Origin of the sequence: Burkholderia sp. BCC0397, from assembly GCF_902832865.1 — a bacterium.
Lineage (GTDB): Bacteria > Pseudomonadota > Gammaproteobacteria > Burkholderiales > Burkholderiaceae > Burkholderia.
Window position 1 is genome coordinate 126,601 of sequence record NZ_CADFDL010000004.1, and the last position, 23,998, is coordinate 150,598.

At 68.1% G+C, this 23,998-nt stretch carries 22 protein-coding genes; 13 read left to right on the forward strand and 9 right to left on the reverse strand.

Annotated features, from left to right (window positions below):
• Positions 1-175 precede the first annotated feature (175 nt).
• The 3 genes from HWX03_RS14685 (at position 176) to HWX03_RS14695 (ending at position 2,864) form a co-directional block, all read left to right on the forward strand.
• The gene (locus HWX03_RS14685; protein WP_175871688.1) at positions 176-1,546 is read left to right on the forward strand and encodes a flagellar hook-length control protein FliK; all 1,371 of its coding nucleotides are present in this window, start codon (positions 176-178) and stop codon (positions 1,544-1,546) included.
• The gene (locus tag HWX03_RS14690; protein ID WP_006477526.1) at positions 1,543-1,860 is read left to right on the forward strand and encodes an EscU/YscU/HrcU family type III secretion system export apparatus switch protein; all 318 of its coding nucleotides are present in this window, start codon (positions 1,543-1,545) and stop codon (positions 1,858-1,860) included. The genes HWX03_RS14685 and HWX03_RS14690 overlap by 4 nt, the downstream gene beginning before the upstream one ends.
• Positions 1,861-2,129: 269 nt before the next feature.
• Complete coding sequence (locus HWX03_RS14695) at positions 2,130-2,864, forward strand: PepSY-associated TM helix domain-containing protein (protein WP_175871689.1); 735 nt, start codon at positions 2,130-2,132, stop codon at positions 2,862-2,864.
• Between the two features lie 61 nt (positions 2,865-2,925).
• On the opposite strand, the gene HWX03_RS14700 is transcribed toward HWX03_RS14695, so the two are convergent.
• From HWX03_RS14700 to HWX03_RS14735, 8 genes are all read right to left on the reverse strand, one after another.
• A complete protein-coding gene (locus HWX03_RS14700) occupies positions 2,926-3,951 on the reverse strand; it encodes an XdhC family protein (protein WP_175871690.1) in 1,026 nt (341 codons plus the stop codon).
• Positions 3,952-4,209: 258 nt separating this feature from the next.
• Positions 4,210-5,616 carry an amino acid permease gene (locus HWX03_RS14705; RefSeq protein ID WP_175822977.1) on the reverse strand — a complete coding sequence of 469 codons (1,407 nt, stop codon included), beginning with the start codon at positions 5,614-5,616 and terminating at the stop codon, positions 4,210-4,212.
• Between the two features lie 214 nt (positions 5,617-5,830).
• Positions 5,831-6,487, reverse strand: a complete 657-nt coding sequence (rqpR, locus tag HWX03_RS14710) for a response regulator transcription factor RqpR (RefSeq protein ID WP_174434562.1) — start codon at positions 6,485-6,487, stop codon at positions 5,831-5,833.
• A 7-nt stretch (positions 6,488-6,494) separates the two neighbouring features.
• Complete coding sequence (rqpS, locus tag HWX03_RS14715) at positions 6,495-7,304, reverse strand: quorum system sensor histidine kinase RqpS (RefSeq protein ID WP_175871691.1); 810 nt, start codon at positions 7,302-7,304, stop codon at positions 6,495-6,497.
• 416 nt (positions 7,305-7,720) lie between these two features.
• Entirely contained in the window at positions 7,721-8,491 is a 771-nt protein-coding gene (locus HWX03_RS14720; RefSeq protein ID WP_027785701.1) for a ferredoxin--NADP reductase, read from the reverse strand.
• A 310-nt stretch (positions 8,492-8,801) separates the two neighbouring features.
• Positions 8,802-9,617 carry an endonuclease/exonuclease/phosphatase family protein gene (locus HWX03_RS14725; RefSeq protein WP_174434565.1) on the reverse strand — a complete coding sequence of 272 codons (816 nt, stop codon included), beginning with the start codon at positions 9,615-9,617 and terminating at the stop codon, positions 8,802-8,804.
• 5 nt (positions 9,618-9,622) lie between these two features.
• Positions 9,623-10,111: a hypothetical protein gene (locus HWX03_RS14730; protein ID WP_175871692.1), complete on the reverse strand. Its 489-nt coding sequence runs from the start codon at positions 10,109-10,111 to the stop codon at positions 9,623-9,625.
• 146 nt (positions 10,112-10,257) lie between these two features.
• Complete coding sequence (locus HWX03_RS14735; protein WP_174434567.1) at positions 10,258-10,986, reverse strand: nitroreductase; 729 nt, start codon at positions 10,984-10,986, stop codon at positions 10,258-10,260.
• 264 nt (positions 10,987-11,250) lie between these two features.
• Between HWX03_RS14735 and HWX03_RS14740 the strand changes: the two genes are divergently transcribed.
• The 10 genes from HWX03_RS14740 (at position 11,251) to HWX03_RS14785 (ending at position 22,652) form a co-directional block, all read left to right on the forward strand.
• Positions 11,251-12,219 (forward strand): AAA family ATPase, encoded by a 969-nt coding sequence (locus HWX03_RS14740; protein ID WP_175823063.1) that lies wholly within the window; start codon positions 11,251-11,253, stop codon positions 12,217-12,219.
• A gap of 156 nt (positions 12,220-12,375) precedes the next feature.
• Positions 12,376-13,485 carry an NAD(P)/FAD-dependent oxidoreductase gene (locus HWX03_RS14745; protein WP_175822974.1) on the forward strand — a complete coding sequence of 370 codons (1,110 nt, stop codon included), beginning with the start codon at positions 12,376-12,378 and terminating at the stop codon, positions 13,483-13,485.
• 158 nt (positions 13,486-13,643) lie between these two features.
• Positions 13,644-13,955: a high-potential iron-sulfur protein gene (locus tag HWX03_RS14750; RefSeq protein ID WP_175871693.1), complete on the forward strand. Its 312-nt coding sequence runs from the start codon at positions 13,644-13,646 to the stop codon at positions 13,953-13,955.
• A 190-nt stretch (positions 13,956-14,145) separates the two neighbouring features.
• A complete protein-coding gene (locus HWX03_RS14755) occupies positions 14,146-15,453 on the forward strand; it encodes an MFS transporter (RefSeq protein ID WP_175871694.1) in 1,308 nt (435 codons plus the stop codon).
• 320 nt (positions 15,454-15,773) lie between these two features.
• On the forward strand, positions 15,774-17,402 hold the full coding sequence (locus HWX03_RS14760) for an ABC transporter substrate-binding protein (protein WP_175871695.1): 1,629 nt from the start codon (positions 15,774-15,776) through the stop codon (positions 17,400-17,402).
• Between the two features lie 118 nt (positions 17,403-17,520).
• Complete coding sequence (locus tag HWX03_RS14765; protein WP_175822972.1) at positions 17,521-18,531, forward strand: ABC transporter permease subunit; 1,011 nt, start codon at positions 17,521-17,523, stop codon at positions 18,529-18,531.
• A 4-nt stretch (positions 18,532-18,535) separates the two neighbouring features.
• On the forward strand, positions 18,536-19,453 hold the full coding sequence (locus HWX03_RS14770; protein WP_174390124.1) for an ABC transporter permease subunit: 918 nt from the start codon (positions 18,536-18,538) through the stop codon (positions 19,451-19,453).
• Between the two features lies 1 nt (position 19,454).
• Positions 19,455-20,501 carry an ABC transporter ATP-binding protein gene (locus HWX03_RS14775; protein WP_175871696.1) on the forward strand — a complete coding sequence of 349 codons (1,047 nt, stop codon included), beginning with the start codon at positions 19,455-19,457 and terminating at the stop codon, positions 20,499-20,501.
• The gene (locus tag HWX03_RS14780) at positions 20,498-21,514 is read left to right on the forward strand and encodes a peptide ABC transporter ATP-binding protein (RefSeq protein WP_175871697.1); all 1,017 of its coding nucleotides are present in this window, start codon (positions 20,498-20,500) and stop codon (positions 21,512-21,514) included. Before HWX03_RS14775 ends, HWX03_RS14780 begins: the two co-directional genes overlap by 4 nt.
• Positions 21,507-22,652: a TraB/GumN family protein gene (locus tag HWX03_RS14785; protein ID WP_175871698.1), complete on the forward strand. Its 1,146-nt coding sequence runs from the start codon at positions 21,507-21,509 to the stop codon at positions 22,650-22,652. The genes HWX03_RS14780 and HWX03_RS14785 overlap by 8 nt, the downstream gene beginning before the upstream one ends.
• 579 nt (positions 22,653-23,231) lie before the next feature.
• Here HWX03_RS14785 and pxpA read toward each other — a convergent pair.
• Complete coding sequence (gene pxpA, locus HWX03_RS14790) at positions 23,232-23,996, reverse strand: 5-oxoprolinase subunit PxpA (protein WP_175871699.1); 765 nt, start codon at positions 23,994-23,996, stop codon at positions 23,232-23,234.
• Positions 23,997-23,998: the final 2 nt, after the last annotated feature.

Consider the following 23,998-nt stretch of genomic DNA (forward strand, 5'->3'; position numbering starts at 1 on the left):
TGTGCCGGGAGACGGGCGCGACGCGCCCGGCCCGGTGCCGCATGCGGCGCGCGCCGTTCCCGCGGGCGGCATCGGCGTGCCGCGCCCGGATTCGCAACGATGTGTCGGGTCTGTTTGCATATGGAACGCGCATGCGAATGCCCGAAACAGACCCTAAGGTGAGCAGGCTCCGATCATGACCGGTATCGACTCCGTTGCGGCCGCGCTGCTGGCGAGCCGCCTCGACAGCCTGCTGACCGGCACCGTATCGGCGCCCGCCGGCGGCGGCGCGACCGCGCAGGTCGGCACGCCGGGCGCCGGCGCGTCGTCCTCGCCGCCGGCCGGCAGCCCGCCCGCCGCGCCGCCCGCTTCCACGCAGACCGCGCTGTCCGAGGTCGGGCGCGCGCTCGACGCGATCTCGCGCTCGGGCGGCGATGCGACGCCGGCGATCGTCGGTCGGCTGCCGCTGCTGGCCGATCCCGCCGTGCTGCTCACCGATACGCCCGTGCCGGCGCGCGCGCCGGCTGCGTCCGGTCCCGCTGCGTCCGGTCCCGCTGCGTCTGCCACGCCGGCTTCCGCTCAAGCGTCGTCCGCCGCAGCGGCGCGCGAAGCGGCCGCGCCGCCGCCGGTTGCCGCGCTGCGTGCGGCGCTCGCGCAGGCCGTGAGCGAAAGCGGTCTCTTCTACGAATCCCATCTCGCGCAGTGGCTGGCCGGCCAGCGCCCGCTCGCGGCGCTGCTGCGCGAGCCGCAGGCGCGCCTCGCGACCGCGCTCGCGCCGGCCGACCCGGAAGCCGTCCCGCCCGAATCGACCGATGTGCTCGACGAACTGCTCGCGCCGCGCCCGCCGCTGCCGGCCGCCGCGCGAGCAAGCGCGCCACCGCCGGCCCAGGGCGGCGCGCCTGCGCGCGACCCTGCGCAGCCCGCACCGGCGGCCGCCCGGCCGGGCGCGTCGTTGCCGCCCGACACCGCCGATCCGCTGGCTGCGCACGCCGATACGCGCTGGACGCCCGCGCGTGCCGAGCTGGCCGCCGCATCGTCCGATCCGCAGGCGCAGCCGCTCGCGACCGTGCACCCGGCCGCCGTGCCGCTCGTCCGGCAGCAGCTCGATGCGCTCGCGACCGACCAGTTTCGCTGGGCCGGCGAGGCGTGGCCCGGCGCGCGGCTCGACTGGACGATCGAACCCGACGCGCCGGGCCACCGCGCACCGCGCGGCGGCGGTGACGACGACGCGGGTGACGGCATCGCATGGCGCACGCGCCTGACGCTGACGCTGCCGTCGCTCGGCACGGTCGATGCCGAGCTGGTGCTGAACGGCGCGCAGCTCGTCGCTCGGCTGCGCGCGAACCAGACGGGCGCCGACCGTCTCACGCGCCACGAAGCCGCGCTGCGGCAGCGGCTCGAAGGCTCGGGGCTCAAGGTGGGCGGGCTGTCGATTCGCGCGGTCGACGACGGACCCGACGGCTTCGACCTGTTCGCCGCCCAGGCAGCCGCCGCCGCGTATGCGCGCGGCGCGGCCGGCGGCCCCGACGCGCGGGTGCCGGGCGACGATGACGAGGCGCTGCCATGAGCATGACGTCCCGCAAGCGCGCGGCCGCGCTCGTCTACGATCCGAAAGGCGGCGATGCGGCGCCGCGCGTGGTGGCGAAGGGCTACGGCGTGCTCGCCGAGATGATCGTCGCGCGCGCGCACGATGCGGGGCTGTACGTGCATACGGCGCCGGAGATGGTGTCGCTGCTGATGCAGGTCGATCTCGACGACCGGATTCCGCCGCAGCTTTATCAGGCGGTCGCGGACCTGCTCGCGTGGCTGTACGCGCTCGATCGCACCGAGCCCGCGCCGGACGACGCCGCGCCGCGTTTTCCGTTGCCGCCGTTGCGCTGAACGGCCAGCCGACGGGCGGCTTCTTACGAACGGCTGTCCGCGGCTTGCGGGATCATTCCGCCGGTATTTGCGGTCTATCGATCGTCATTGCATCGCAACGTGCGCCTTTCGTCCGCGTTCCCGCACACGCCGAACCTGCCGCTCCGTACGCGTACGGATTGAGCCGGCTTTCGATTTATGTAATGATATCCATTCTCATTTTCATGTTGCCCGGGCGGCGCGCACTCCCTGCGCGCCGCCCGTCGTTTTGAACGAATGGATACTTTCGCGTGAACGCGCCCGAAACGATCGACCCGCCCAAGACGGGCATGCCGCGCGCCGGCGTCACCGTGCTGCACCCGGCGGGCCGTCCGCTGAACGACGACGAACTGGCCGCGCGCCGCCAGCGCTCGCGCCGCGCGACCTTCATCAAATGGCTGCGCAAGGTGCACGGCTGGGTCGGGCTGTGGGGCGCGGTGCTGGGGCTGCTGTTCGGCGTGACGGGCGTGCTGCTGAACCACCGCGCGCCGCCGCTGAAGATTTCGACCGGCGAGCCGCAGGTCGAGGAGATGCAGATCGCGCTGCCCGATCCGGTGCCGAAGACGCCCGCCGCGATGACGAAATGGTTGCAGCAGGAGCTGCATTTCGACGGCAAGCCGGGCCGCATGCGCAAGGAGCCCGCGCAGGCCGTCGCGTGGGGCGACAAGCGCGTGATGCAGCCCGAGCACTGGCAATTCGGCGTGTTCGGGCCGCACCAGAACCTGCAGGCCGAGTACTGGGTCGGCAACGGCTACGTGTCGGTGAAGCGCACGGGCAACACGTTCCTGACGACGCTGAACAACCTGCATCGCGGCGTCGGGATGAATCTCGGCTGGGTGCTGCTGATGGATACGATCGCAGGCTCGCTGATCCTGCTGTCGCTGACGGGCGTGCTGCTGTGGACCGAGCTGAACAAGCGCCGCACGGTCGGCGTCGTGCTGGTGGTCGGTTCGGTTGCCGCCGCGCTGGCAGCCGGCCTGACCTGATCGACGTTCGCGCCGGGGTAGCGGCGGGCGGCCGGCGAGCGTTACCGCCCGCCGCTGCGGGTCAGAGGCCGCAGGCCGCGCCGCTGTTCGCCGCGATTTCGCGGGCGGCCTTCGCGCCTTCGACCTGCAGGATCGTCGGCAGCGACACGTTGTTCTTCGCGGCGGTGATCTCCGCGAGGATCGAGATCGCGATTTCCGGCGGTGTCCGGCTGCCGATGTAGATGCCGGCCGGCCCGTGCAGCCGGGCCAGTTCCACTTCGTTCAGATCGAATTCGCGCAGCCGCTCGCGCCGCGCCGCGTTGTTGCGCCGCGAGCCGAGCGCGCCCACGTAGAACGCGGGCGTCTTCAGCGCCTCCATCAGCGCGAGATCGTCGAGCTTCGGGTCATGCGTGAGCGCGATCACGGCCGAACGCGCATCGAGCTTCATGTCGAGCACCGTATCGTCGGGCATCGTGCGGACGACGCGCGTGCCCGGCACGTCCCACGCATCCGTGTATTCCTCGCGCGGATCGCACACCGTCACCTGGTAGTCGAGCCCGACCGCGATCTGGCACAGATAGCGCGACAACTGGCCGGCGCCGATCACGAGCATCCGGTAGCGCGGCCCGTGGATCGTCACGAGCCGCTCGCCGTCGAAGGCGAGCCCGTCGGCCGCCTGCGCGGGCGACAGCGACGCGCGGCCGGTCGCGAGCGTCATCGTGCGCGTGACGAGGCGGCCGGCCTCGACTTCCGCGCACAGCGCGGCGATCCCGCTGTCGCGCGTGAGCGGTTCGAGCACCAGCTGGATCGTGCCGCCGCAAGGCAGCCCGAAGCGGTGCGCTTCCTCGGCCGTCACGCCGTACTTCAGCGCTTCCGGGCGCGCATCGACCGCAATGCCGCTCGCATGCACGCGGGCGATCAGGTCGTCCTCGATGCATCCGCCGGACACTGAGCCGACCACCAGGCCGTCCTCGCGCACCGCGAGCATCGCGCCTTCGGGGCGCGGCGACGAGCCCCACGTCTTCACGACCGTCACGAGCAGTACGCGGCGGCCTTCTTCGAGCCAGCGCGCGCTGGATTTCAGTACATCGAGATCGACGCTTTCCATCGTTTTTTCCTGTTGCCGGACGGCCCGCCGCGCGGCGCCGTCGTTCGATGGCGGGATTATGAACCGCTCGGCGCGCGCGTGCAGGCGGCGCGCCGGCCCGTGCGGGCAAATCCGGAGGATCGGGCAAGACATCGCGACGATCGGACAGGGATCGCGCGGTTGCAGAGGGTTGCTGCCGGGAGAGGGGACGTGCGGAGCCGGTGCCGGCCCCGCGCGGGGTTCGTCATGGCGCACCGCGGAGGCGCGCCATGACGGCGCTCAGTGCGCGTCGGGGTGGCCGTGCGCGAGCTTCGAGTGGTGCCGCGAGTACAGCGCGTAGATCACGAGGCCGATCACGAGCCAGATGCCGAACGCGGCCCACGTGACGGGCTGCAGGTTCAGCATCAGGAACAGGCACGCCGCGACCGCGAGGATCGGCACCACGGGCACGCCCGGGCAGCGGAACGCGCGCGGCAGCTCGGGGTGCGTGCGGCGCAGCACGAGCACGGCGATCGACACCATCGAGAACGCCGCGAGCGTGCCGATGTTGATCAGCTCGGCGAGCACGTTGAGCGGCACGAGCGCGGCGATCAGCCCGAAGAACAGGCCGACCAGCCAGGTCGTCAGGAACGGCGTCGCATAACGCGGGTGCACGCGCGACAGCGCGGCCGGCAGCAGCCCGTCGCGCGACATCGCGAAGATCACGCGCGTCTGGCCGTAGCTCATCACGAGGATCACGGTCAGCATGCCGAGCACCGCGCCGAGATCGATGAAGCCGGCCACCCACTTCTCGCCGGCGGCCTGCAGCGCGTACGAGATCGGGTGCGAGATGTTCGCGTACTGGGCCGACGGCACGATGCCGGTCGCGACCGCGGCGACCGTCACGTACAGCACCGCGCACACCGCGAGCGACGCGATGATGCCGATCGGCAGATCGCGCTTCGGGTTCTTCACTTCCTCGGCCGCCGACGACACCGCATCGAAGCCGATGAACGCGAAGAACATCACGGCGGCCGCGCCGAACACGCCGTTCCAGCCGTGCGGCATGAACGGCTTCCAGTTCGCGGGCGTCACGTGGAACAGGCCGACCGCGATCACGAGCAGCACGACCGACACCTTGATGAACACCATGATGTTGTTGATGCGGGTCGATTCGCGGATGCCGATCGACAGCAGCGTCGTGATCACGATCATCACGAGGAACGCGGGCAGGTTGAACCACGTGACGACGCCCGGCACCGCGCCGGGCGCGGCCGTCAGCACGGCCGGCAGCGACAGCCCGAAGCCCTGCAGCAGCGACTGCAGGTAGCCCGACCAGCCGACCGACACGGCCGACGACGCGAGGCCGTACTCGAGCATCAGGTCCCAGCCGATGATCCACGCGGCGAGCTCGCCGAGCGTCGCGTACGAATACGTGTAGATCGAGCCGGCGACGGGGATCGTCGACGCGAACTCTGCGTACGATAGCGCGGCGAGGCCGCACGCGATCGCGGCGATCACGAACGACAGCATCAGCGCGGGGCCGGCCTGGACGGCGCCGGTGCCGGTCAGCACGAAGATGCCGGTGCCGATGATCGCGCCGATGCCGAGGAAGGTGAGGTCGATCGCGCCGAGCGCTTTCTTGAGCCCGGCGGCTTGCGCGCCGGCGATCATGCGATCGACGTTTTTCTTGCGGAAGAGAGACATTGCGGATGGATCGCCAGCACGCGCAGGCACGGCGCGCCGACTGAGTGAAAACCCATAATTTTAGCTGATTTGGCGTGCAAGCCCGGCTGCGGCGCAGCGGGGCGCCGCGGAATCGGCCGATAAAACAAGCGTTTGCGCGCGAAACGGGCGCGTTCGAGCGCGGCGCGGCGGGCGCCGCGTCGCCGGATCGGACGAATTCGAGTGGGCTGGGAGATCAGGCGCCGGCCGCGGGCGCCATGTCGACGAGCTGGTTGCTCATCACGTAGAACGTGAGTTCCGCGTTGTTCGACAGCCGCATCTTCTCGAGCAGCCGCGACCGGTACACGCTCACCGTCTTCACCGACAGCGACAGCGTGTTCGCGATATCGGTGAGCCGCTTGCCCGACGCGAGCATGCAGAGCGTCTGGTATTCGCGATCGGACAGCTTCTCGTGCGGCAGCGGTTCGTTCTCGAACGACACGTATTCGGCGAGCGCCTCGGCCATCGCGGGGCTCACGTACTTGCGGCCGGCCGCGACCTGCTGGATCGCGCCGATCATCTGCGCGGCGTTGACCGTCTTCGACAGGTAGCCGGCCGCGCCGGCCTTCAGCGCGCGCACCGCGTACTGGTCCTCGCGGTACATCGAGAACATCAGCACCGGCGCGCGCGTCAGCTTGCGCTTGAGGCGCTTGAGCACCTCGATGCCGTTCGTGTCGGGCAGCGAGATGTCGAGCAGGATCACGTCGAATTCCTGCTTGTCGACGGCCGCCATCGCGTCGCCGCCGCTCTCGGCCTCGGTCACGTCGCGCGCGACGCCGCGGTCGATCAGCAACTGGCGGATCCCTTGCCGGACGATTGCGTGATCGTCCACGAGCAGGATGTTCAGGCTCATCGCGACCTCACGAAAGCGACGTGCGACGGGCCGCGACCGGCACCGCGAGCAGCGAAGCCCACGCGAAGCGCGCGGTGACGCGCGTGCCGCGGCCGGTGGCCGGCGTGGCCGTCTCGAAGCTGCCGCCGAACGCTTCGCAGCGCGCGCGCATGCCGGCCAGGCCGTAGCCGTTGCGGCGGGGCCGGGCGGCGAAACCGGTCCCATCGTCGGCGACACTCAGCGACAGGTGCGTGCCGTCGGTGACGATCCGGACGTCGACCGACGTCGCGCGCGCGTGTTTCGCGACGTTCGACAGCGCTTCCTGCGCGACGCGGAACACCGCGAGCGCGCTGGCGCCGGCGAGCTGCGTCAGGCGTGCATCGGCCGCGCACACGAAGCTCGTGCGCAGGCCGGTGCGCGCCGCATGGGTGTCGATCCAAGACGCCAGCGCACCGATCATGCCGGCGTCGAGTGCCGGCGTGTCGCGCTCGTCGATGAGCCGGCGATTCGCGTCGGTCGCGGCGTCGAGCGCCTGCTGCGCCAGCGCCAGTGCGCGCAGGCAGCCTTCCGGCGCATCGGCCGGCAGCCACGTTTGAACGTTTGCGAGCGCGAAGCGGGCGGCGGTCAATTCGGCGCCGAGCCCGTCGTGCAGCTCGCCGGCCAGGTGGCGGCGGGCCGCTTCGTCGGCGGCGAGAAGCTGGGCAGAAAGTGCCGCGATCCTCGCGGCGGACGCGTCGCGCTTCGGTGCTTCGTCGGCCATGGGCGGAGTAGCAGCCATGCGCTGCCGTGACGGGAACGGGGCGTGGGCGCCCAAGGGCGCGTTAAGCGACGTATCCATGACTCTCCCTGCTGTCAGAAAGCGGTTCAGACACCGGCTGGCTGCGTGGGCTGGCTGCCGTTTCGATGACGGTCGCCGCCGGAGAATCGCTCCATGCCGAAGTAACAAAAGTTACGTCTTGTAACACTTGCATCCGACCCTTTCACGCTCATCCGAACGGCAACCACGCGCGCCGAATAATATCTCAAAATTTCTGAAAAGGTCATGTCGGGCGGACATTTAAGGGTAAATGTGAATAATCGGAATGAAGGTGTTGTAGGAAAAACACTGACACCCGACCACCGGGCGATGACGTATCCAAATGTAACTATTTGAGATGGAATGGTCCCAGTTTGTTACGAATTCGCCAAGTCCGGACGAAAAAAAACCGGAGCTTTTGCTCCGGTTCTTGATGCGGCACAAATTTCGGGGGCGGATCAGTCCACGAACGCGCGCTCGATCACGTAGTGGCCCGGCGCGCTGTTCTTGCCTTCGACGAGGCCGGCCTGCTTCAGCAGCTCGGTCGTGTCCTTCAGCATCGCGGTGCTGCCGCACAGCATCACGCGGTCGTTTTCCGGCGAGAACGCCGGCACGCCGAGATCCGTGAACAGCTTGCCGGTGGCGATCAGGTCGGTGATCCGGCCTTCGTTGTCGAACGCTTCGCGCGTGACCGTCGGGTAGTAGACGAGCTTTTCCTTGATGATGTCGCCCAGGTACTCGTGGCCCGGCAGGTCGTGCTTGATGTAGTCCATGTACGCGAGCTCGCCCTTCAGGCGGCACGTGTGGGTCAGGATCACCTTGTCGAAGCGGTCGTAGATGTCCGGATCGCGGATGATCGACATGAACGGCGCGAGGCCCGTGCCCGTCGACAGCATCCACAGCGTCTTGCCCGGCAGCAGGTTGTCGGCCACCAGCGTGCCCGTCGGCTTCTTGCCGATCAGCACCGTGTCGCCCACCTTCAGGTGTTGCAGGCGCGACGTCAGCGGGCCGTTCTGCACCTTGATGCTGAAGAATTCGAGATGCTCTTCGTAGTTCGGGCTGACGATCGAGTAGGCGCGCGCGAGCGGCTTGCCGTCGACTTCGAGGCCGACCATCGTGAATTCACCGTTGTTGAAGCGCAGGCTCGCCTCACGGGTGCAGGTGAAGCTGAAAAGCGTGTCGGTCCAGTGATGGACGGATTGGACGGTGGCGGTGTCGTATTTGCTCATGGCTTTGAAAACGGACGCGCGTGGCGAACGCGTGTAACGGGCCCAAAAACGGGCAAAAAAACCGAGTGCGACGGCCCGATCGCGGATCGGCCGGCCGGCGCGTCGGACACGCGCCTTCTCGATGACAGACGTTTGAGGAACTCGTTATTTTACCCTGTTGACGCGGATCGCGGGCTTGACCCCCGCGGCTGCGCGGATTTGGCGCAACATATCCTTTCAACGAACTTTCAGTGATCGGCGGCGAGTTTCGCGCCGCGGCCGACGCGCCGTGGCGGCGCCGTGACCGGGGAGGCGCGACCGTCCGGCCGCGTTACTGCGGATCGAGGCGCAGGCGCGCGATGTACGGCAGGTGGTCCGACAGCCACGCGGCTTCGCCGGACGGCGCGCGCCATTCGAGCGGCGTCAGGCCGCGCACGAACATCTTGTCGAGCGCGAGCGCCGGCGAGAACGCGGGGAACGTGCGGCCCGATTCGCCGAGCAGCGTCGCGACCTCGGACAGCCCGATCTCGCCGAACAGCGCGACCGAATCGTTGCGCCAGTCGTTGAAGTCGCCGGCGAGCATCAGCGGGCCGTCGCCCGCGTTGCGCACGATCCAGTGCGCGATCCAGTGCATCTGGCGCAGCCGCGCGGCGCGCGTGAGCGCGAGGTGCGCGCACAGCAGCGTGACCGGGCGTGCGCCCGCGAGCGTCGCGCGCGCGACCAGCAGCCCGCGCCGCTCGAAGCGGTGCGCGGAGATGTCCCAGCGGCCGCCGAGGTCGAGCGGATGCGGTGACAGGATCGCGTTGCCGTGCCGCCACGACGGCTTGAACACGTTCGGCCCGAGCGCGATCTGCCAGTCGAGCGCCTGCGCGATCTCGGTGGCCTGGCAATGCCACACGTCGTCGACCGTGTCGTCCATCGGCGCGCCGAAGCCCGGTGCAAGCAACGGGCGCGGCATGCGGCGCGCCATCGCTTCCTGCAGGAAATACACGTCGGCGTGCATGGACTGCATCCAGTTGCGCATCGCGTTCCACGCGGTGAAGCCGAGCGGCGAGCGGCCCTTGTGCAGGTTCCAGCTGACGGCGGTGATTTCGTCGGGCGCGGCGTGCGGTTCGGCGAACGGCAGGGAGAGGGCGTCGGCGGACATGACGCTCAGTCCTTCGCGACGTGCGCGCGCACGCGGTACACGAGATGCGGATGCTGCTCGACGAGCGTCCAGTCGGTCCACGCGTCGGCGCCGGCCGACAGGCCGGGGTGGCTCGCGACGATTTGCCGCGGCGACGCGGGCAGGCACGGATCGCCGCGCGTCGCGTTTTCGTCGTCGAGCGTTTCCTGCACGTCGAGCCCGAGCGACACGGTGTTCGCGTTGGCGTCGACGGCGAGCGGGGCGACCGTCACCGCGCGCGAGCGCTCGGTCGGCACGACGCGCGCGGCATTGCCGCAGCCCACTGGCACGGAGGCCGGATAGCGATGGGTATCGGTGCGGGACTGGCCCACGGTGGTGTTTTGCTGGAACGTGTCGATCGTCTGACCGTCGCGCACCACCTGGATTTCCCAAGCGACGACGGCCGGCGCGGGGCTCTGCGCATGGGCGGCGAGCACGACGCTCGCAAGCAGGACGGCCAGGCCGTGTTTCAGCATGAAACGTCTCCGGAAACGCGGAATAGCGGGGAACGGACGCACATCTTACGCCCGATCGATTGCGGTCGTGATGGGACAGGACGTGCCGCGACAGGTTCGCAGCACGATGCGGTCCTGCTCGGCAGGTAAGGCCGCGTCATGCGTTTTCAAGCGAAAAAGCGCGTGAACTCGGCGACGCTCGCGCGCTCGGTGACGAGGCGGTTCTCGAGCGCGTCGGGGTCCGCGTGGCCGAGCGCCATCCCGCAGACGAACTGTTCGTTCGGCGGAATGCCGAGGTGTTCGGCGACGATCCGGTGAAACGGCACGAACGCGGCCTGCGGGCAGGTATCGAGGCCGCGGGCGCGCGCGGCCGTCATCACGCCTTGCAGGAACATCCCGCAATCGAGCCACGCGCCATGTGTCATGACCCGGTCCAGTGTGAAGAACAGCGCGACCGGCGCATCGAAGAAACGGAAATTGCGCGCGTGCTGCGCGTGCATGCGTGCCTTCTCGTCGCGGCGGATGTTCAACAGGCCGTACAGATCCCAGCCGACCTTGCGGCGCCGGTCGATATACGGCGACACCCATTCGCGCGGGTAGTAGTCGTATTCGGCGACGTATTTCTCGTCGCGGGCGGGATCGTCGTAGGCCGCGGTGAGCGCGGCGGCGAGTGCGTCGCGCGTGGCGCCCGTCGCGACGTACACGCGCCACGGCTGGATGTTGGTGCCCGACGGCGCGCGGCTCGCGGCTTCGAGGATCGCTTCGATCGTATCGCGCGGCACGGGCGTCGGCAGGAACGCCCGGACTGAGCGACGCGACTTGAGCGCGGCGTCGACGGCATCGACGGAACGGATCGCGTCGGAATCGACGCGCGGGGAAGCAGCGGGGACGGACATCGGCAACCCTTCGGGCGAAGTGTCAGGCGAGGTGCGGCGCAGCGTGTGCGCGGCGCGCGGGCGCGATCGGCGAGCCCGGCGCGAGCCTTGTGAACGTTCGATCATACGCCGCGGCGCGCGGCCGTGCAGCGTGCGCGCGCTGTTAGCAGCAGACGCGCCCGGCTGCTTGCTTGCATGGCGATGCGGGATCGCTACACTGAAATCGTAAGGGTCTGATGAGTATGTGACGGCAAGTGCAGCGAGGGTGGTATGACGACGACGGCGATGGTGAAACAGGAACTGGCGGTGGCGTCCTTCAGCACGGTGTACGACCTCGAGCAGGTCGAGACGGCGCTGAGCGACCTGAACGAGAGCGCAAGCGACGCACTGCGCTCGACCTACGAGAGGATGCTCAAGACGGGGAATCTGCGCTTCTGCGTGAAGCCGAACCGGATGCCGTCGTTCGACGCGCTCGGCGAAGCGTTGCCGAATTTCGGCGAGCCGCTCGACGACGTGCGCAAGCAGATCGCGCTGTGTCTCGAAACGGACGACCGGCTCGAACTGATGCCGATCCTGCTGCTCGGGCCGCCCGGGATCGGCAAGACGCATTTCGCGAAGGCGCTCGCGCAACTGCTCGGCACCGCGTACCACTACGTGCCGATGAGTTCGCTGACGGCCGGCTGGATCCTGTCGGGCGCGTCGTCGCAATGGAAGAACGCGAAGCCCGGCAAGGTGTTCGACGCGCTCGTGAACGGCAGCTACGCGAACCCGGTGATCGCGGTCGACGAGATCGACAAGGCCGGCAGCGATGCGCAATACGATCCGCTCGGCGCGCTGTATGCGTTGCTCGAGCACGACACCGCGCGCGCCTTCGTCGACGAATTCGCGGAAGTGCCGATCAACGCGGGCAACGTGATCTGGATCGCGACCGCGAACGACGCGCAGGCGATTCCGGAGCCGCTGCTCAACCGGATGAACGTGTACGAGATCGCGGCGCCCGATGCGGCCGGCGCGCGCCGGATCGCGCAGACGATCTACGACGAGATCCGCACGTCGCATGCGTGGGGGCGGCGCTTCCCCGATACGCTCGGCGACGATGCGCTCGACGTGCTGGCCGCGACGCCGCCGCGGACGATGCGCCGTGCGCTGCTGCACGCGTTCGGCGCCGCGCGGCTCGCCGGCCGCGACGCGATCGGGCCGGCCGACATCCGCGCCGACGAAGGCGCGGCGAAGCGCCGGCCGATCGGCTTCTGATGCGGCCACGCGCGCACGGCTGCGGCGTGCGCGCGTGGCGTTCGTTGCGCGCCCGGCCGCGTCGTCGCGACGCGATGCGCATGCGTTCGGCAAGCGGGCGAACCGGGACGTACAATTCTTATCTCTCCCTTCGACGCGCGAGCAGCGCGAACAGCCATGGAGCAGACGGATTGTGTCGTGATCGGCGCGGGTGTCGTCGGTCTGGCGATTGCGCGCGAGCTTGCCGCGCGCGGGCGTGAAACGATCGTGCTCGAGGCGGCCGACGCGATCGGCACGGGCACGAGTTCGCGCAACAGCGAGGTGATTCACGCGGGGCTCTACTATCCGCGCGGGTCGCTGAAGGCGATATCGTGCGTGCGCGGGCGCGACCTGCTGTACGAATTCTGCGACACGCATCACGTGCCGCACCGGCGCACGGGCAAGCTGCTCGTCGCGACGAGCGCCGCGCAGGTGAAGCAGTTGAAGGCGATCGCCGCGCGCGCGGCCGAAAACGGCGTGCTCGACCTGCTGCCGCTCACGCGCGCCGAGGCGCAGACGCTCGAGCCCGCGCTCGAATGCGTGGAGGCGCTGTTCTCGCCGTCCACGGGCATCGTCGACAGCCACCAGCTGATGCTCGCGCTGCTCGGCGATGCGGAACGCGACGGCGCCGTGTGCGCGCTGCAATCCCCGGTCGAAGCGATCGACGTGCTGAGCGGCGGGCGCTTCATCGTGCGCACCGGCGGCGCCGCGCCGGCCGAGATCGACGCCGCCTGCGTGATCAACAGCGCGGGGCTCGGCGCGCAGGCGCTCGCGCGCCGCACGCGCGGCCTCGATCCGCGCTGGGTGCCGCCGCTCTATCTCGCGCGCGGCAATTATTTCAGCCTGTCGGGCCGTGCGCCGTTCTCGCACCTGGTCTATCCGATGCCCGATCGCGCGGGGCTCGGCGTGCACCTGACGTTCGATCTCGGCGGGCAGGCGCGCTTCGGCCCGGACGTCGAGTGGTGCGATGCGCTGCGCTACGAAGTCGATCCGGCGCGCGCGGGTGCGTTCTACACGTCGATCCGCGCATTCTGGCCGGGCCTGCCCGACGATGCGCTGCAGCCGGCGTATGCGGGCATCCGGCCGAAGGTCGCGGGGCCCGGCGAGCCGCCGGCCGACTTCATCGTGCAGGGCGCCGCGCAGCACGGCGTGCGCGGGCTCGTGAACCTGTTCGGCATCGAGTCGCCGGGGCTCACCGCCGCGCTCGCGCTTGCGCAGCGCGTCGGCGACATGGTGTCGCGCGCGTGACGCACGGCCCGCCGCCGCGCGGGCCGGCCGCGCGAAACCCGTGTGAAATCCCTTATCTCCGGCATTTCGGCGCGCACATTTATTCGCTTGGGCGTTATTCTGTCGAACGGCTGTCGCCAGAACAGCTTTCAAACCGATAACGTTGGAGCGAGTCCCCCATGAAAACATCCCGTCGGAGTTTCCTGATTACGAGCATTGGTGCCGTGTCCGCGCTGGCGCTGTCGCGCGAAGCGCTGGCCGATGCGCCGATGCTGTCGGAAACCGATCCGACCGCGGCGGCGCTCGGCTACAAGGCCGATGCCACGAAGGTCGACAAGACGAAGTACCCGAAATACGTAGCGGGCCAGGATTGTGCGGCCTGCATGCTGTACCAGGGCAAGAAGGGCTCGGCTTCGGGCCCGTGCGGCGCATTCCCCGGCAAGCAGGTGTCGGCGAAGGGCTGGTGCAGCGCCTTCTCGAAGATGGGTTGAGGCCGGTGCGGCATCGTGCGATGCCGCATTGCGGCGAAAACCGCAACACGCTCGCCATCGAACGATGGCGGGCGTTTTTTATTGCTTGAAAACGGTTCCGTCGCTTTCTACACTCGCTGCACACCAGCGCGCCGCGGCACCCCGCGCGCCGAACCGCCCGACACGGCGCATTCACGAGGACGAGGCACGCATGGCGACGATTGCGAATTCAACGAAAACGAGCCGGCCCGAGCGTGCGCTGAACCGGCGCGCGGTGGTGGCCGCCGTGATCGGCAATGCGCTCGAGTGGTACGACTTCACGGTGTTCGGCTTCATGACGGTCGTGATCGCCGAGCTGTTCTTCCCCACCTCCAGCGAATATTCGTCGCTGCTGCTCACCACCGCGACGTTCGGCGTCGCGTTCTTCATGCGCCCGATCGGCGGCATCGTGTTCGGGCTGTATGCGGACCGCGCGGGCCGCAAGGCCGCGCTGTCGCTCGTGATCCTGCTGATGACGGCCGGCATCTTCCTGCTCGCGATCGCGCCGCCGTATGCGGCGATCGGCATCGGCGGCCCGATCCTGATCGTGCTCGGCCGCCTGCTGCAGGGCTTCTCCGCGGGCGGCGAATTCGGCAGCGCGACGGCGCTGCTGATCGAAGCGGCGCCGTTCTCGAAACGCGGTTTCTACGGCAGCTGGCAGATGGCGAGCCAAGCGGCCGCGCTGCTGATCGGCGCGCTCGTCGGCGCGGCCGTCACGCGCGGGCTGTCGCGCGACGCGCTGCGCAGCTGGGGCTGGCGCGTGCCGTTCATCCTCGGGCTCGTGATCGGCCCGATCGGCTTCTACATCCGCCGCCATCTCGCGGATTCCGAAGCATTCCTGCATGCGCAGCAAAGCGGGCGCCGCGCGACGCTCGGCGAAGTGTTCACGCGCCACCCGCGCGAGGTGCTGTGCGGGCTCGGCTCGGTGATCGCGCTCACCGTGACGATCTACGTGCTGATCAGCTATCTGCCGACCTTCGCGGTGAAGCAGCTGAAGCTGCCCTATGCGGAATCGTTCTACGCGGTGATCGTCGGCAACCTGCTGCTGATGGTGCTGTCGCCGGTCGCGGGCGCGTGGTCGGACCGCATCGGCCGCAAGGGGCTATCGCTGTGGTCGCTCGTGCTGACGCTCGCGCTGATGTATCCGCTGTTCGCGTGGCTCGACGCGGCGCCGAGCATCGGGCGGCTGATCGCGGTGCAGGCCGTACTGTCGGTGACGCTCGCGGGATACTACGGGCCATTCGGCGCGATGATTGCCGAGCTGTTCCCGGCCAACGTGCGCTCGACCGGGCTGTCGATCGCGTACAACGTCGCGGTGATGCTGTTCGGCGGCTTCGGCCAGTTCATCGTCACGTGGCTGATCAAGGTGACGGGCACGCCGCTCGCGCCGACCTACTACGTGATGGCGGGGCTCGCGCTGTCGATCGTCGCGGTCGCGTTCGTGCCCGCGCGCAGCGCCGACCTCGATGCGCCGGCGTGACGACATGACGATTTGAAGACGGTCATCGAATCGTTTCGCAAAACGCAATGATGTGCTGCAGAACGCGGGCGAAACGCTGCGTCGCCCCTTCGTGTTCGCACCCGAATTGTTTAGTCGTCGAACGAAACATGCGCGAAATGAACGGAATTGTCGCTCGCGCGCGTTGTCGCATTTTTTACCCACACTAAACATCGGCAAAAACCCGGCGGGCATCTAGAAGAGTTTTTTCTCCAGCTTGTTGCCACATCGATAGCTCAAGTAATATCCGCGTACGCCGGGCCCTGGCGGGACCGGTTCCGATCTGGAGACCTGGAGGAAACATGGAATACAACCGTCTGTTGCACACCCTGCGTGTTACCGCCATTGCAGGCGTGGCAGCGGCATCGCTCGGCGTCGCGGGCTCTGCATTCGCACAGATCCCGAACAAAACGCTCGTCTACTGCTCAGAAGGCAGCCCGGCGGGTTTCGATTCCGCGCAATTTACGACCGGCGTCGATTTCACCGCCGCCACGTTCACCGTCTACAACCGCCTCGTCGAATTCGAGCGCGGCGGCACGAAGGTCGAGCCGGGCCTCGCCGAGAAGTGGGACGTGTCGTCCGACGGCAAGGTGTACACGTTCCACCTGCGCCACGGCGTGAAGTTCCACACGACCGACTTCTTCAAGCCGACGCGTGAATTCAATGCGGACGACGTCGTGTTCTCGTTCGAGCGCATGCTCGACCCGAACAATGCTTTCCGCAAGGCGTACCCGGTGTCGTTCCCGTACTTCACCGACATGGGCCTCGACAAGCTGATCACGAAGATCGAGAAGGTCGATCCGTACACCGTGAAGTTCACGCTGGCCGAGCCGAATGCGCCGTTCATCCAGAACATGGCGATGGAATTCGCGTCGATCCTGTCGGCCGAATACGGCGACCAGCTGATGAAGGCCGGCAAGGCCGCCGACATCAACCAGAAGCCGGTCGGCACGGGCCCGTTCATCTTCCGCAGCTACACGAAGGACGCGACGATCCGCTTCGACGGCAATCCTGATTACTGGAAGAAGGGCGCGGTGAAGGTCTCGAAGCTGATCTTTTCGATCACGCCCGACCCGGGCGTGCGCGTGCAGAAGATCAAGCGCAACGAATGCCAGGTGATGAGCTATCCGCGCCCGGCCGACATCGCGACGCTGAAGGCCGATTCGAACGTCGACATGCCGTCGCAGGCCGGCTTCAACCTCGGCTACCTCGCGTACAACGTCGAGCACAAGCCGGTCGACAAGCTCGAAGTGCGTGAGGCGCTCGACATGGCGATCAACAAGAAGGCGATCCTCGAGTCGGTCTACCAGGGCGCCGGCCAGGCCGCGACCGCGCCGATGCCGCCGACCCAATGGTCGTACGACAAGAACCTGAAGATGCCGGCCTACGACACCGCGAAGGCGAAGGCGCTGCTCGCGAAGGCCGGCTTCCCGAACGGTTTCGAGATCACGCTGTGGGCGATGCCCGTGCAGCGCGCGTACAACCCGAACGCCCGCCTGATGGCCGAGATGATCCAGGCCGACTGGGCGAAGATCGGCGTGAAGGCGAAGATCGTCACGTACGAGTGGGGCGAGTACATCAAGCGCGCGCACGGCGGCGAGCAGGACACGATGCTGATCGGCTGGACGGGCGACAACGGCGACCCCGACAACTGGCTCGGCACGCTGCTCGGCTGCGAAGCGATCAAGGGCAACAACTTCTCGCACTGGTGCTACAAGCCGTTCGACGAACTGGTCCAGAAGGGCCGCACGACGACGGGCCAGGATGCACGGACGAAGCTCTACACGCAGGCGCAGCAGATCTTCGCGCAACAGCTGCCGTTCTCGCCGATCGCGAACTCGACGGTCTATCAGCCGGTGCGCAAGACCGTGGTCGACATGCGTATCGAACCGCTCGGCTATGCCCGCTTCGACGGTGTCAGCGTGAAGTAACCGGGCTGGCGTAAGCTGTCGTCATTGAGAAAACCGGCTTGAAATCATCCGGCGGCGAGGGGCCAAAAGCCCTTCGTCGCCGGTCGCACATTTCCCACAAGAAAATACGAGACGCATCATGTTCAGATTCGTGTTGCGCCGCGTGGGGATGGTGATCCCGACCTTCATCGGCATCACCATCCTGGCGTTTGCGCTGATTCACCTGATACCGGGCGACCCCATCGAAGTGATGATGGGCGAGCGCGGCGTCGATCCCGCGATGCACGCAGAGGCGATGAAACGCCTCGGGCTCGACGAGCCGCTGCCCCTGCAGTACGTCCACTACATCGGCCGGGCGCTGCACGGCGACCTCGGCACGTCGATCATCACCAATACGAGCGTCGCGGGCGAATTCTTCGCGCGCTTCCCGGCGACCGTCGAGCTGTCGCTGTGCGCGCTCGTGTTCGCGCTCGCGGTCGGCCTGCCGGCCGGCGTGATCGCCGCGCTGCGGCGCGGCTCGGTGATCGACCACGGCGTGATGGGCACCGCGCTCACCGGCTACTCGATGCCGATCTTCTGGTGGGGGCTGATCCTCATCATGGTGTTCTCGTCGACTCTCGGCTGGACGCCCGTGTCGGGGCGCATCGCGGTTGAATACGATTTCCCGCACCCGACCGGCTTCATGCTGATCGACGCGCTGCTCGCGCCGGACGAAGGCTCGTTCAAGTCGGCGGTGAGCCACCTGATCCTGCCCGCGATCGTGCTCGGCACGATCCCGCTCGCGGTGATCGCGCGGATGACGCGCTCGTCGATGCTCGAAGTGCTGCGCGAGGACTACATCCGCACCGCCCGCGCGAAGGGGCTGTCGCCCGTGCGCGTGGTCGTCGTGCATGCGCTGCGCAATGCGCTGATCCCGGTCGTCACCGTGATCGGCCTGCAGATCGGCACGCTGCTTGCGGGCGCCGTGCTGACCGAGACGCTCTTTTCGTGGCCCGGTGTCGGCAAGTGGCTGATCGATGCGATCGGCCGCCGCGACTATCCGGTCGTCCAGGGCGGCATCCTGTTGATCGCGACGCTCGTGATCGTCGTGAACCTGGTCGTCGACCTGCTGTACGGCGTGCTGAATCCGCGCATCCGCCACACGAGGTAATCCCATGAGCAATCTGCAAAATACCCTGCCGAGCGAATCCGCACCGGCCGGCGGCCGTGCGCTCGCGCTGCGCGAGTTCTGGGCCAACTTCTCGCGCAACCGCGGCGCCGTCGGCGCGGGCATCGTCGTGATCGTGCTGATCGTCGTCGCACTGCTCGCGCCGCTGATCGCACCGCACAGCCCGGTCGAGCAATACCGCGACTACGTGAAGATTCCGCCCGCGTGGCTCGCCGGCGGCAACTGGCAATTCATCCTCGGCACCGACGAAGCGGGCCGCGACATTCTTTCGCGGCTGATGTTCGGCGCGCGGATGTCGTTCTGGATCGGCTTCGTGTCGGTCGTGCTCGCGCTGATCCCCGGCATCGTGCTCGGGCTGGTCGCCGCGTTCTTCCAGAAGTGGGCCGACACGCCGGTGATGCGCATCATGGACGTGCTGCTCGCGCTGCCGTCGCTGCTGCTCGCGGTCGCGGTTGTCGCGATCATCGGCCCGGGCCTCACCAACACGATGTTCGCGATCGCGATCGTCGCGCTGCCGGCCTACGTGCGCCTCACGCGCGCGTCGGCGCTCGGCGAGTTGCAGAAGGAATACGTGACCGCGTCGCGCGTGGCCGGCGCCGGCACGCTGCGCCTGATGTTCTCGCAGGTGCTGCCGAACTGCACGGCGCCGCTGATCGTGCAGGCGACGCTCGGCTTCTCGTCGGCGATTCTCGACGCGGCCGCGCTCGGCTTCCTCGGCCTCGGCGTGCAACCGCCGACCGCCGAGTGGGGCGCGATGCTCGCCTCCGCGCGCGACTACATCGACAACGCGTGGTGGATCGTGACGATGCCGGGCCTGTCGATCCTGATTTCGGTGCTCGCGATCAACCTGCTCGGCGACGGGCTGCGCGACGCGCTCGATCCCAAACTGAAGCGGATGGCCTGACATGACCCAGAATCTTCTGACCATCCGCAATCTCGCGGTGAACTTCAACGGCCTGCCCGCGGTCGACCGGATCAACCTGTCGGTCGCGCCGGGCGAGGTGGTGGGCGTCGTCGGCGAATCGGGCTCGGGCAAGAGCGTGACGATGATGGCGCTGATGGGCCTGATCGACGCGCCCGGCAAGGTGACGGCCGACGAGGTCACGTTCAACGGCGTCGACCTGCTGAAGGCGTCGCCGAAGGCGCGCCGCAAGATCGTCGGCAAGGACATCGCGATGGTGTTCCAGGACGCGCTGACGAGCCTGAACCCGAGCTACACGGTCGGCTACCAGATCAAGGAGGTGCTGAAGCTGCACGAAGGGCTGCGCGGCGACGCGCTGCACCGGCGCGCGCTCGAACTGCTCGACCAGGTCGGCATTCCCGATGCGAAGAACCGCATCGCGTCGTTCCCGCACCAGATGTCGGGCGGGATGAACCAGCGCGTGATGATCGCGATGGCGGTTGCGTGCAACCCGAAGCTCCTGATCGCCGACGAGCCGACCACCGCCCTCGACGTGACGATCCAGGCGCAGATCATGGATCTGCTCGTGAAGCTGCAGAAGGAACGCGGGATGGCGCTCGTGCTGATCTCGCACGATCTGGCCGTGGTGTCGGAGGTCGCGCATCGCGTCGCGGTGATGTACGCGGGCGAGATCATCGAGACCAACCGCGTGCCCGACATCTTCCGCGCGCCGCATCATCCGTACACCGAAGCGCTGCTCGCGGCGATTCCCGAGCACAATCAGGGGGCGCGTCGCCTTGCCGCATTGCCCGGCATGGTGCCGGGCCGCGATGATCGCCCGTCCGGGTGCCTGTTCGCGCCGCGCTGCAAGTACGTCGTCGACGATTGCCGCAAGGCGCGGCCGGCGCTCGACACGCTGGTGTCGGGCAACGATGCGATGCGGGCGCGCTGCATCAAGCCGCTCAATGTTTCCAACCTCGACCTGACGGCTTTGCATGGGACCGGAGTAAGCGCTAAAGCGCAAACTCCGGTCGACAGGAGTTCACGATGAACGTAGTCAATGAAACGCCTCGCGCATCGCACGACGAGGAAGCGGTGCTGGTGGCCGACGGCCTCGCGAAACACTATTCGGTGAAGCGCGGGATGTTCGGGCAGGGCACGGTGAAGGCGCTGAACGGCGTGTCGTTCTCGCTGAAGCGCGGCAAGACGCTCGCCGTCGTCGGCGAGTCGGGCTGCGGGAAGTCGACGCTCGCGCGCCAGCTCACGATGATCGAGACGCCCACCGCGGGCAGCCTGACGATCGACGGCAAGAACGTGGCCGGTGCGAGCCGCGAGACGGTCGCCGACCTGCGCCGCCGCGTGCAGATGGTGTTCCAGAACCCGTTCGCGTCGCTGAACCCGCGCAAGACCGTCGAGCAGACGCTTTCCGAGCCGCTCGAGATCAACACGAACCTGACGGCCGCCGAGCGCGCCGCGCGCATCGCGCAGATCATGCGCACGGTCGGCCTGCGGCCCGAGCACGCGAAGCGCTATCCGCACATGTTCTCGGGCGGGCAGCGCCAGCGGGTCGCGATCGCGCGCGCGATGATCCTCGAGCCGCGCATCGTCGTCGCCGACGAGCCGGTGTCCGCGCTCGACGTGTCGATCCAGGCGCAGATCCTGAACCTGTTCATGGATCTGCAGGAGCAGTTCAAGACGAGCTACGTGTTCATCTCGCACAACCTGTCGGTGGTCGAGCACGTCGCGGACGACGTGATGGTGATGTACTTCGGCAGCGTCGCCGAGCTCGGCGACAAGGCGACGATCTACGCGCATCCGCGCCATCCGTACACGCGTGCGCTGATGTCGGCGACGCCGGCGATCTTCGAGGAAGACCGCCGCGTGCAGATCAAGCTGCAGGGCGAGCTGCCGTCGCCGCTCAATCCGCCGTCGGGCTGCGCGTTCCACCAGCGCTGCCCGTACGCGGTCGAGCGGTGCCGCGTCGAGGAGCCGCAATTGCGCGAAGTGGACGGCCGGCGCGTGGCTTGCCATCGCGCCGAGGAGGTCGGGGAGGCGAATGCCTGAAGCGTTGGCGGCGCGCGTGTCCGGCGTGCGCCGTGCGGGGGCAGGCGGCGCGCGCGCGATGCGCGCGTACCGCTGCGCGCGGCGCTGGAGCGTGCGTACCGTCACAGGCGCGGCGCTGGCCGGCGCGTGCGTGGCGGCCAGCGTCGTGGTGCCCGTCGAACCGGCGCGCGCCGAAGGGCGTGCACCGGCGACTTCGCCGATTCATCCGTCGCAGGTTCCGCCGCCCGGCATGAGCCTGCCGGGCTTCCATGCGCCGGCCGTGTCCGACGGCACGGTGTCGAGCGGCACCGTGCGCGTGCAGCCGGCGCGCATGCCGTTCTACGTCGCGACCAAGGGCAAGGTCACGCTCTACGTGCTCGGCACGCTGCACACGGGCGATCCGTCCGATTACCCGAGCGCGCAGCCGTTCCGGCCACGCATCCTCGCGGCGCTCGCCGCGTCGCCGACGCTTGCGCTCGAACTGTCGCCCGACGACCTGCTCGAATCGCAGGACGACGTGTCGAAGTACGGCGTGTGCCGCTACCCGTGCCTGCAGCGCCTGCTGCCCGAGCCGCTGTGGCAGCGGCTCGCGGCGCGCCTGCGCGGCAACCCGGCCGCGCTCGCCGAGATCCGCAAGATGCGGCCGTGGCTCGCGGCGCTCGTCGTCGAGACCTACGATTCGCTGTCGGCGGGCCTGCAGACCGAATACGGCACCGAGGCGCAACTGCAGAACGTGTTCCTGAAGAAGAAGGGCGGCCGCGTGATCGGGCTCGAGACGCTCGCCGAACAGATGCGCGCGTTCACCGGGCTGACGCTCGCCGAGCAGCGCGAGATGCTCGCGCAGGACATGGTGCAGACGCCCGCGCAGAACGCCGACGACATCAAGGCGCTGCACCGACTGTGGCGAATTGGCGACGCCGATGCGATCTCCGCATGGGCCGTCGCGAAGAGCGAACGGCTCGCGCGTTCGAAGGCGTTGTCGGCGTCGCTCGACAACAAGATCGTGTACGAGCGCAACCGGCGCTTCGTTGCACGGATGACGGCAATCGCCGCGCCGAACCGGCCGCTGTTCGTCGCGATCGGCGCGCTGCATCTGGGCGGCTCGCGCGGCGTGCTCGAATTGTTGCGCCAGCAAGGATACCGGGTCGACGCGAACTGATCGCGCCCGGATGCCCGCATTGATCTTCCCCTGTTTGATCGACGTCGCGCGCGCCGCGCGAGGCGCGTGCGCGGTGGCGTCGCTCGATAAGGAAAACCCTTGAATCGTCGGAAAATAGCGTTTAAAACGATTGACATCCCGTTCGGCCGATATCTATTCTTCATCCCACAAGTTGAAAAAATGAAAAGAATAGATAAGTTCTACGGGGTAGCAGAAATAAAGCGCGGGGTGAGCGTCGCCGGCACGTGAAGCACGTGCCGGCCGCGGAGAGTCTGCATGCACGGCGGGGCCAATCGTCGTCGAACAACACATGCATGCGGGCCGACTTGCAGATAAGCGACGTTCCGTCGTCTGACCGGGGAAGGCAGTGATCGGGCGGCGGCGGACGTTTTTTAATCCGGAATATTTTTCCGGTCACCGTCGAAAGACGGTTTCGGGGGGTGAATCGACAGACGGCGAAGCCGCAGCGATTGCGCCAACGGAAAAGCGCCACGAGGGCGCTTTTTTCTTTGGTGCGGCGAAAACGTGCGGCGTGCGGGCAATGCGCCGAATACGCCGAATGCATTCCCGAATGCTGCGTTACGCGCCTTCGCCGGCCTGCAGCGCGCCGGGCGCCACGACGTCGACGCCGGCGGCCTCGAGCGCCGCGCGGATCCGCTTCGCGAACGCCAGCGCATGCGGCCCGTCGCCATGCAGGCAGACGGTCTGCGCATTGAGCGGCACCCATTCGCCGCTCAACGCGCGCACCTGCCGGTTGCGCACCATGTCGAGCGTGCGTGCGAGCACCGCATCTTCATCGTCGATCAACGCGCCGGGCAGGCTGCGCGGCACCAGCGAGCCGTCCGCGCGGTAGCCGCGATCGGCGAACACTTCTTCCACCGCCGCGAGCCCCGCACGCCGCGCGGCCGCGATGAACACGCTGTTCGCGAGGCCGAACACTGCGAGCGACGGATCGAAGTCGTGGATCGCGGACACCACCGCGTCGGCGATCATCGGGTCGCGCGCGGCCTGGTTGTACAGCGCGCCGTGCGGTTTCACGTGCACGATGCGGCCGCCCTCGGCCTGCGCGATCGCCGACAGTGCGCCGAGCTGGTACAGCACGCCCGCGTAGATGTCGCCGGCCGGCAGCTGCATTTCCTTGCGGCCGAAATTCTCCGGATCGTGAAAGCTCGGGTGCGCGCCGATCGACACGCCTTTCTGCACGGCCCAGCGCACGCAGTCGCGCATCGCATTCGCGCCGCCTGCGTGCCATCCGCATGCGATGTTCGCCGACGTGACGAGGTCGAGCAGCGCCTCGTCCGATCCGCATCCTTCGCCGAGATCGGCATTCAGATCGATTTCCATGA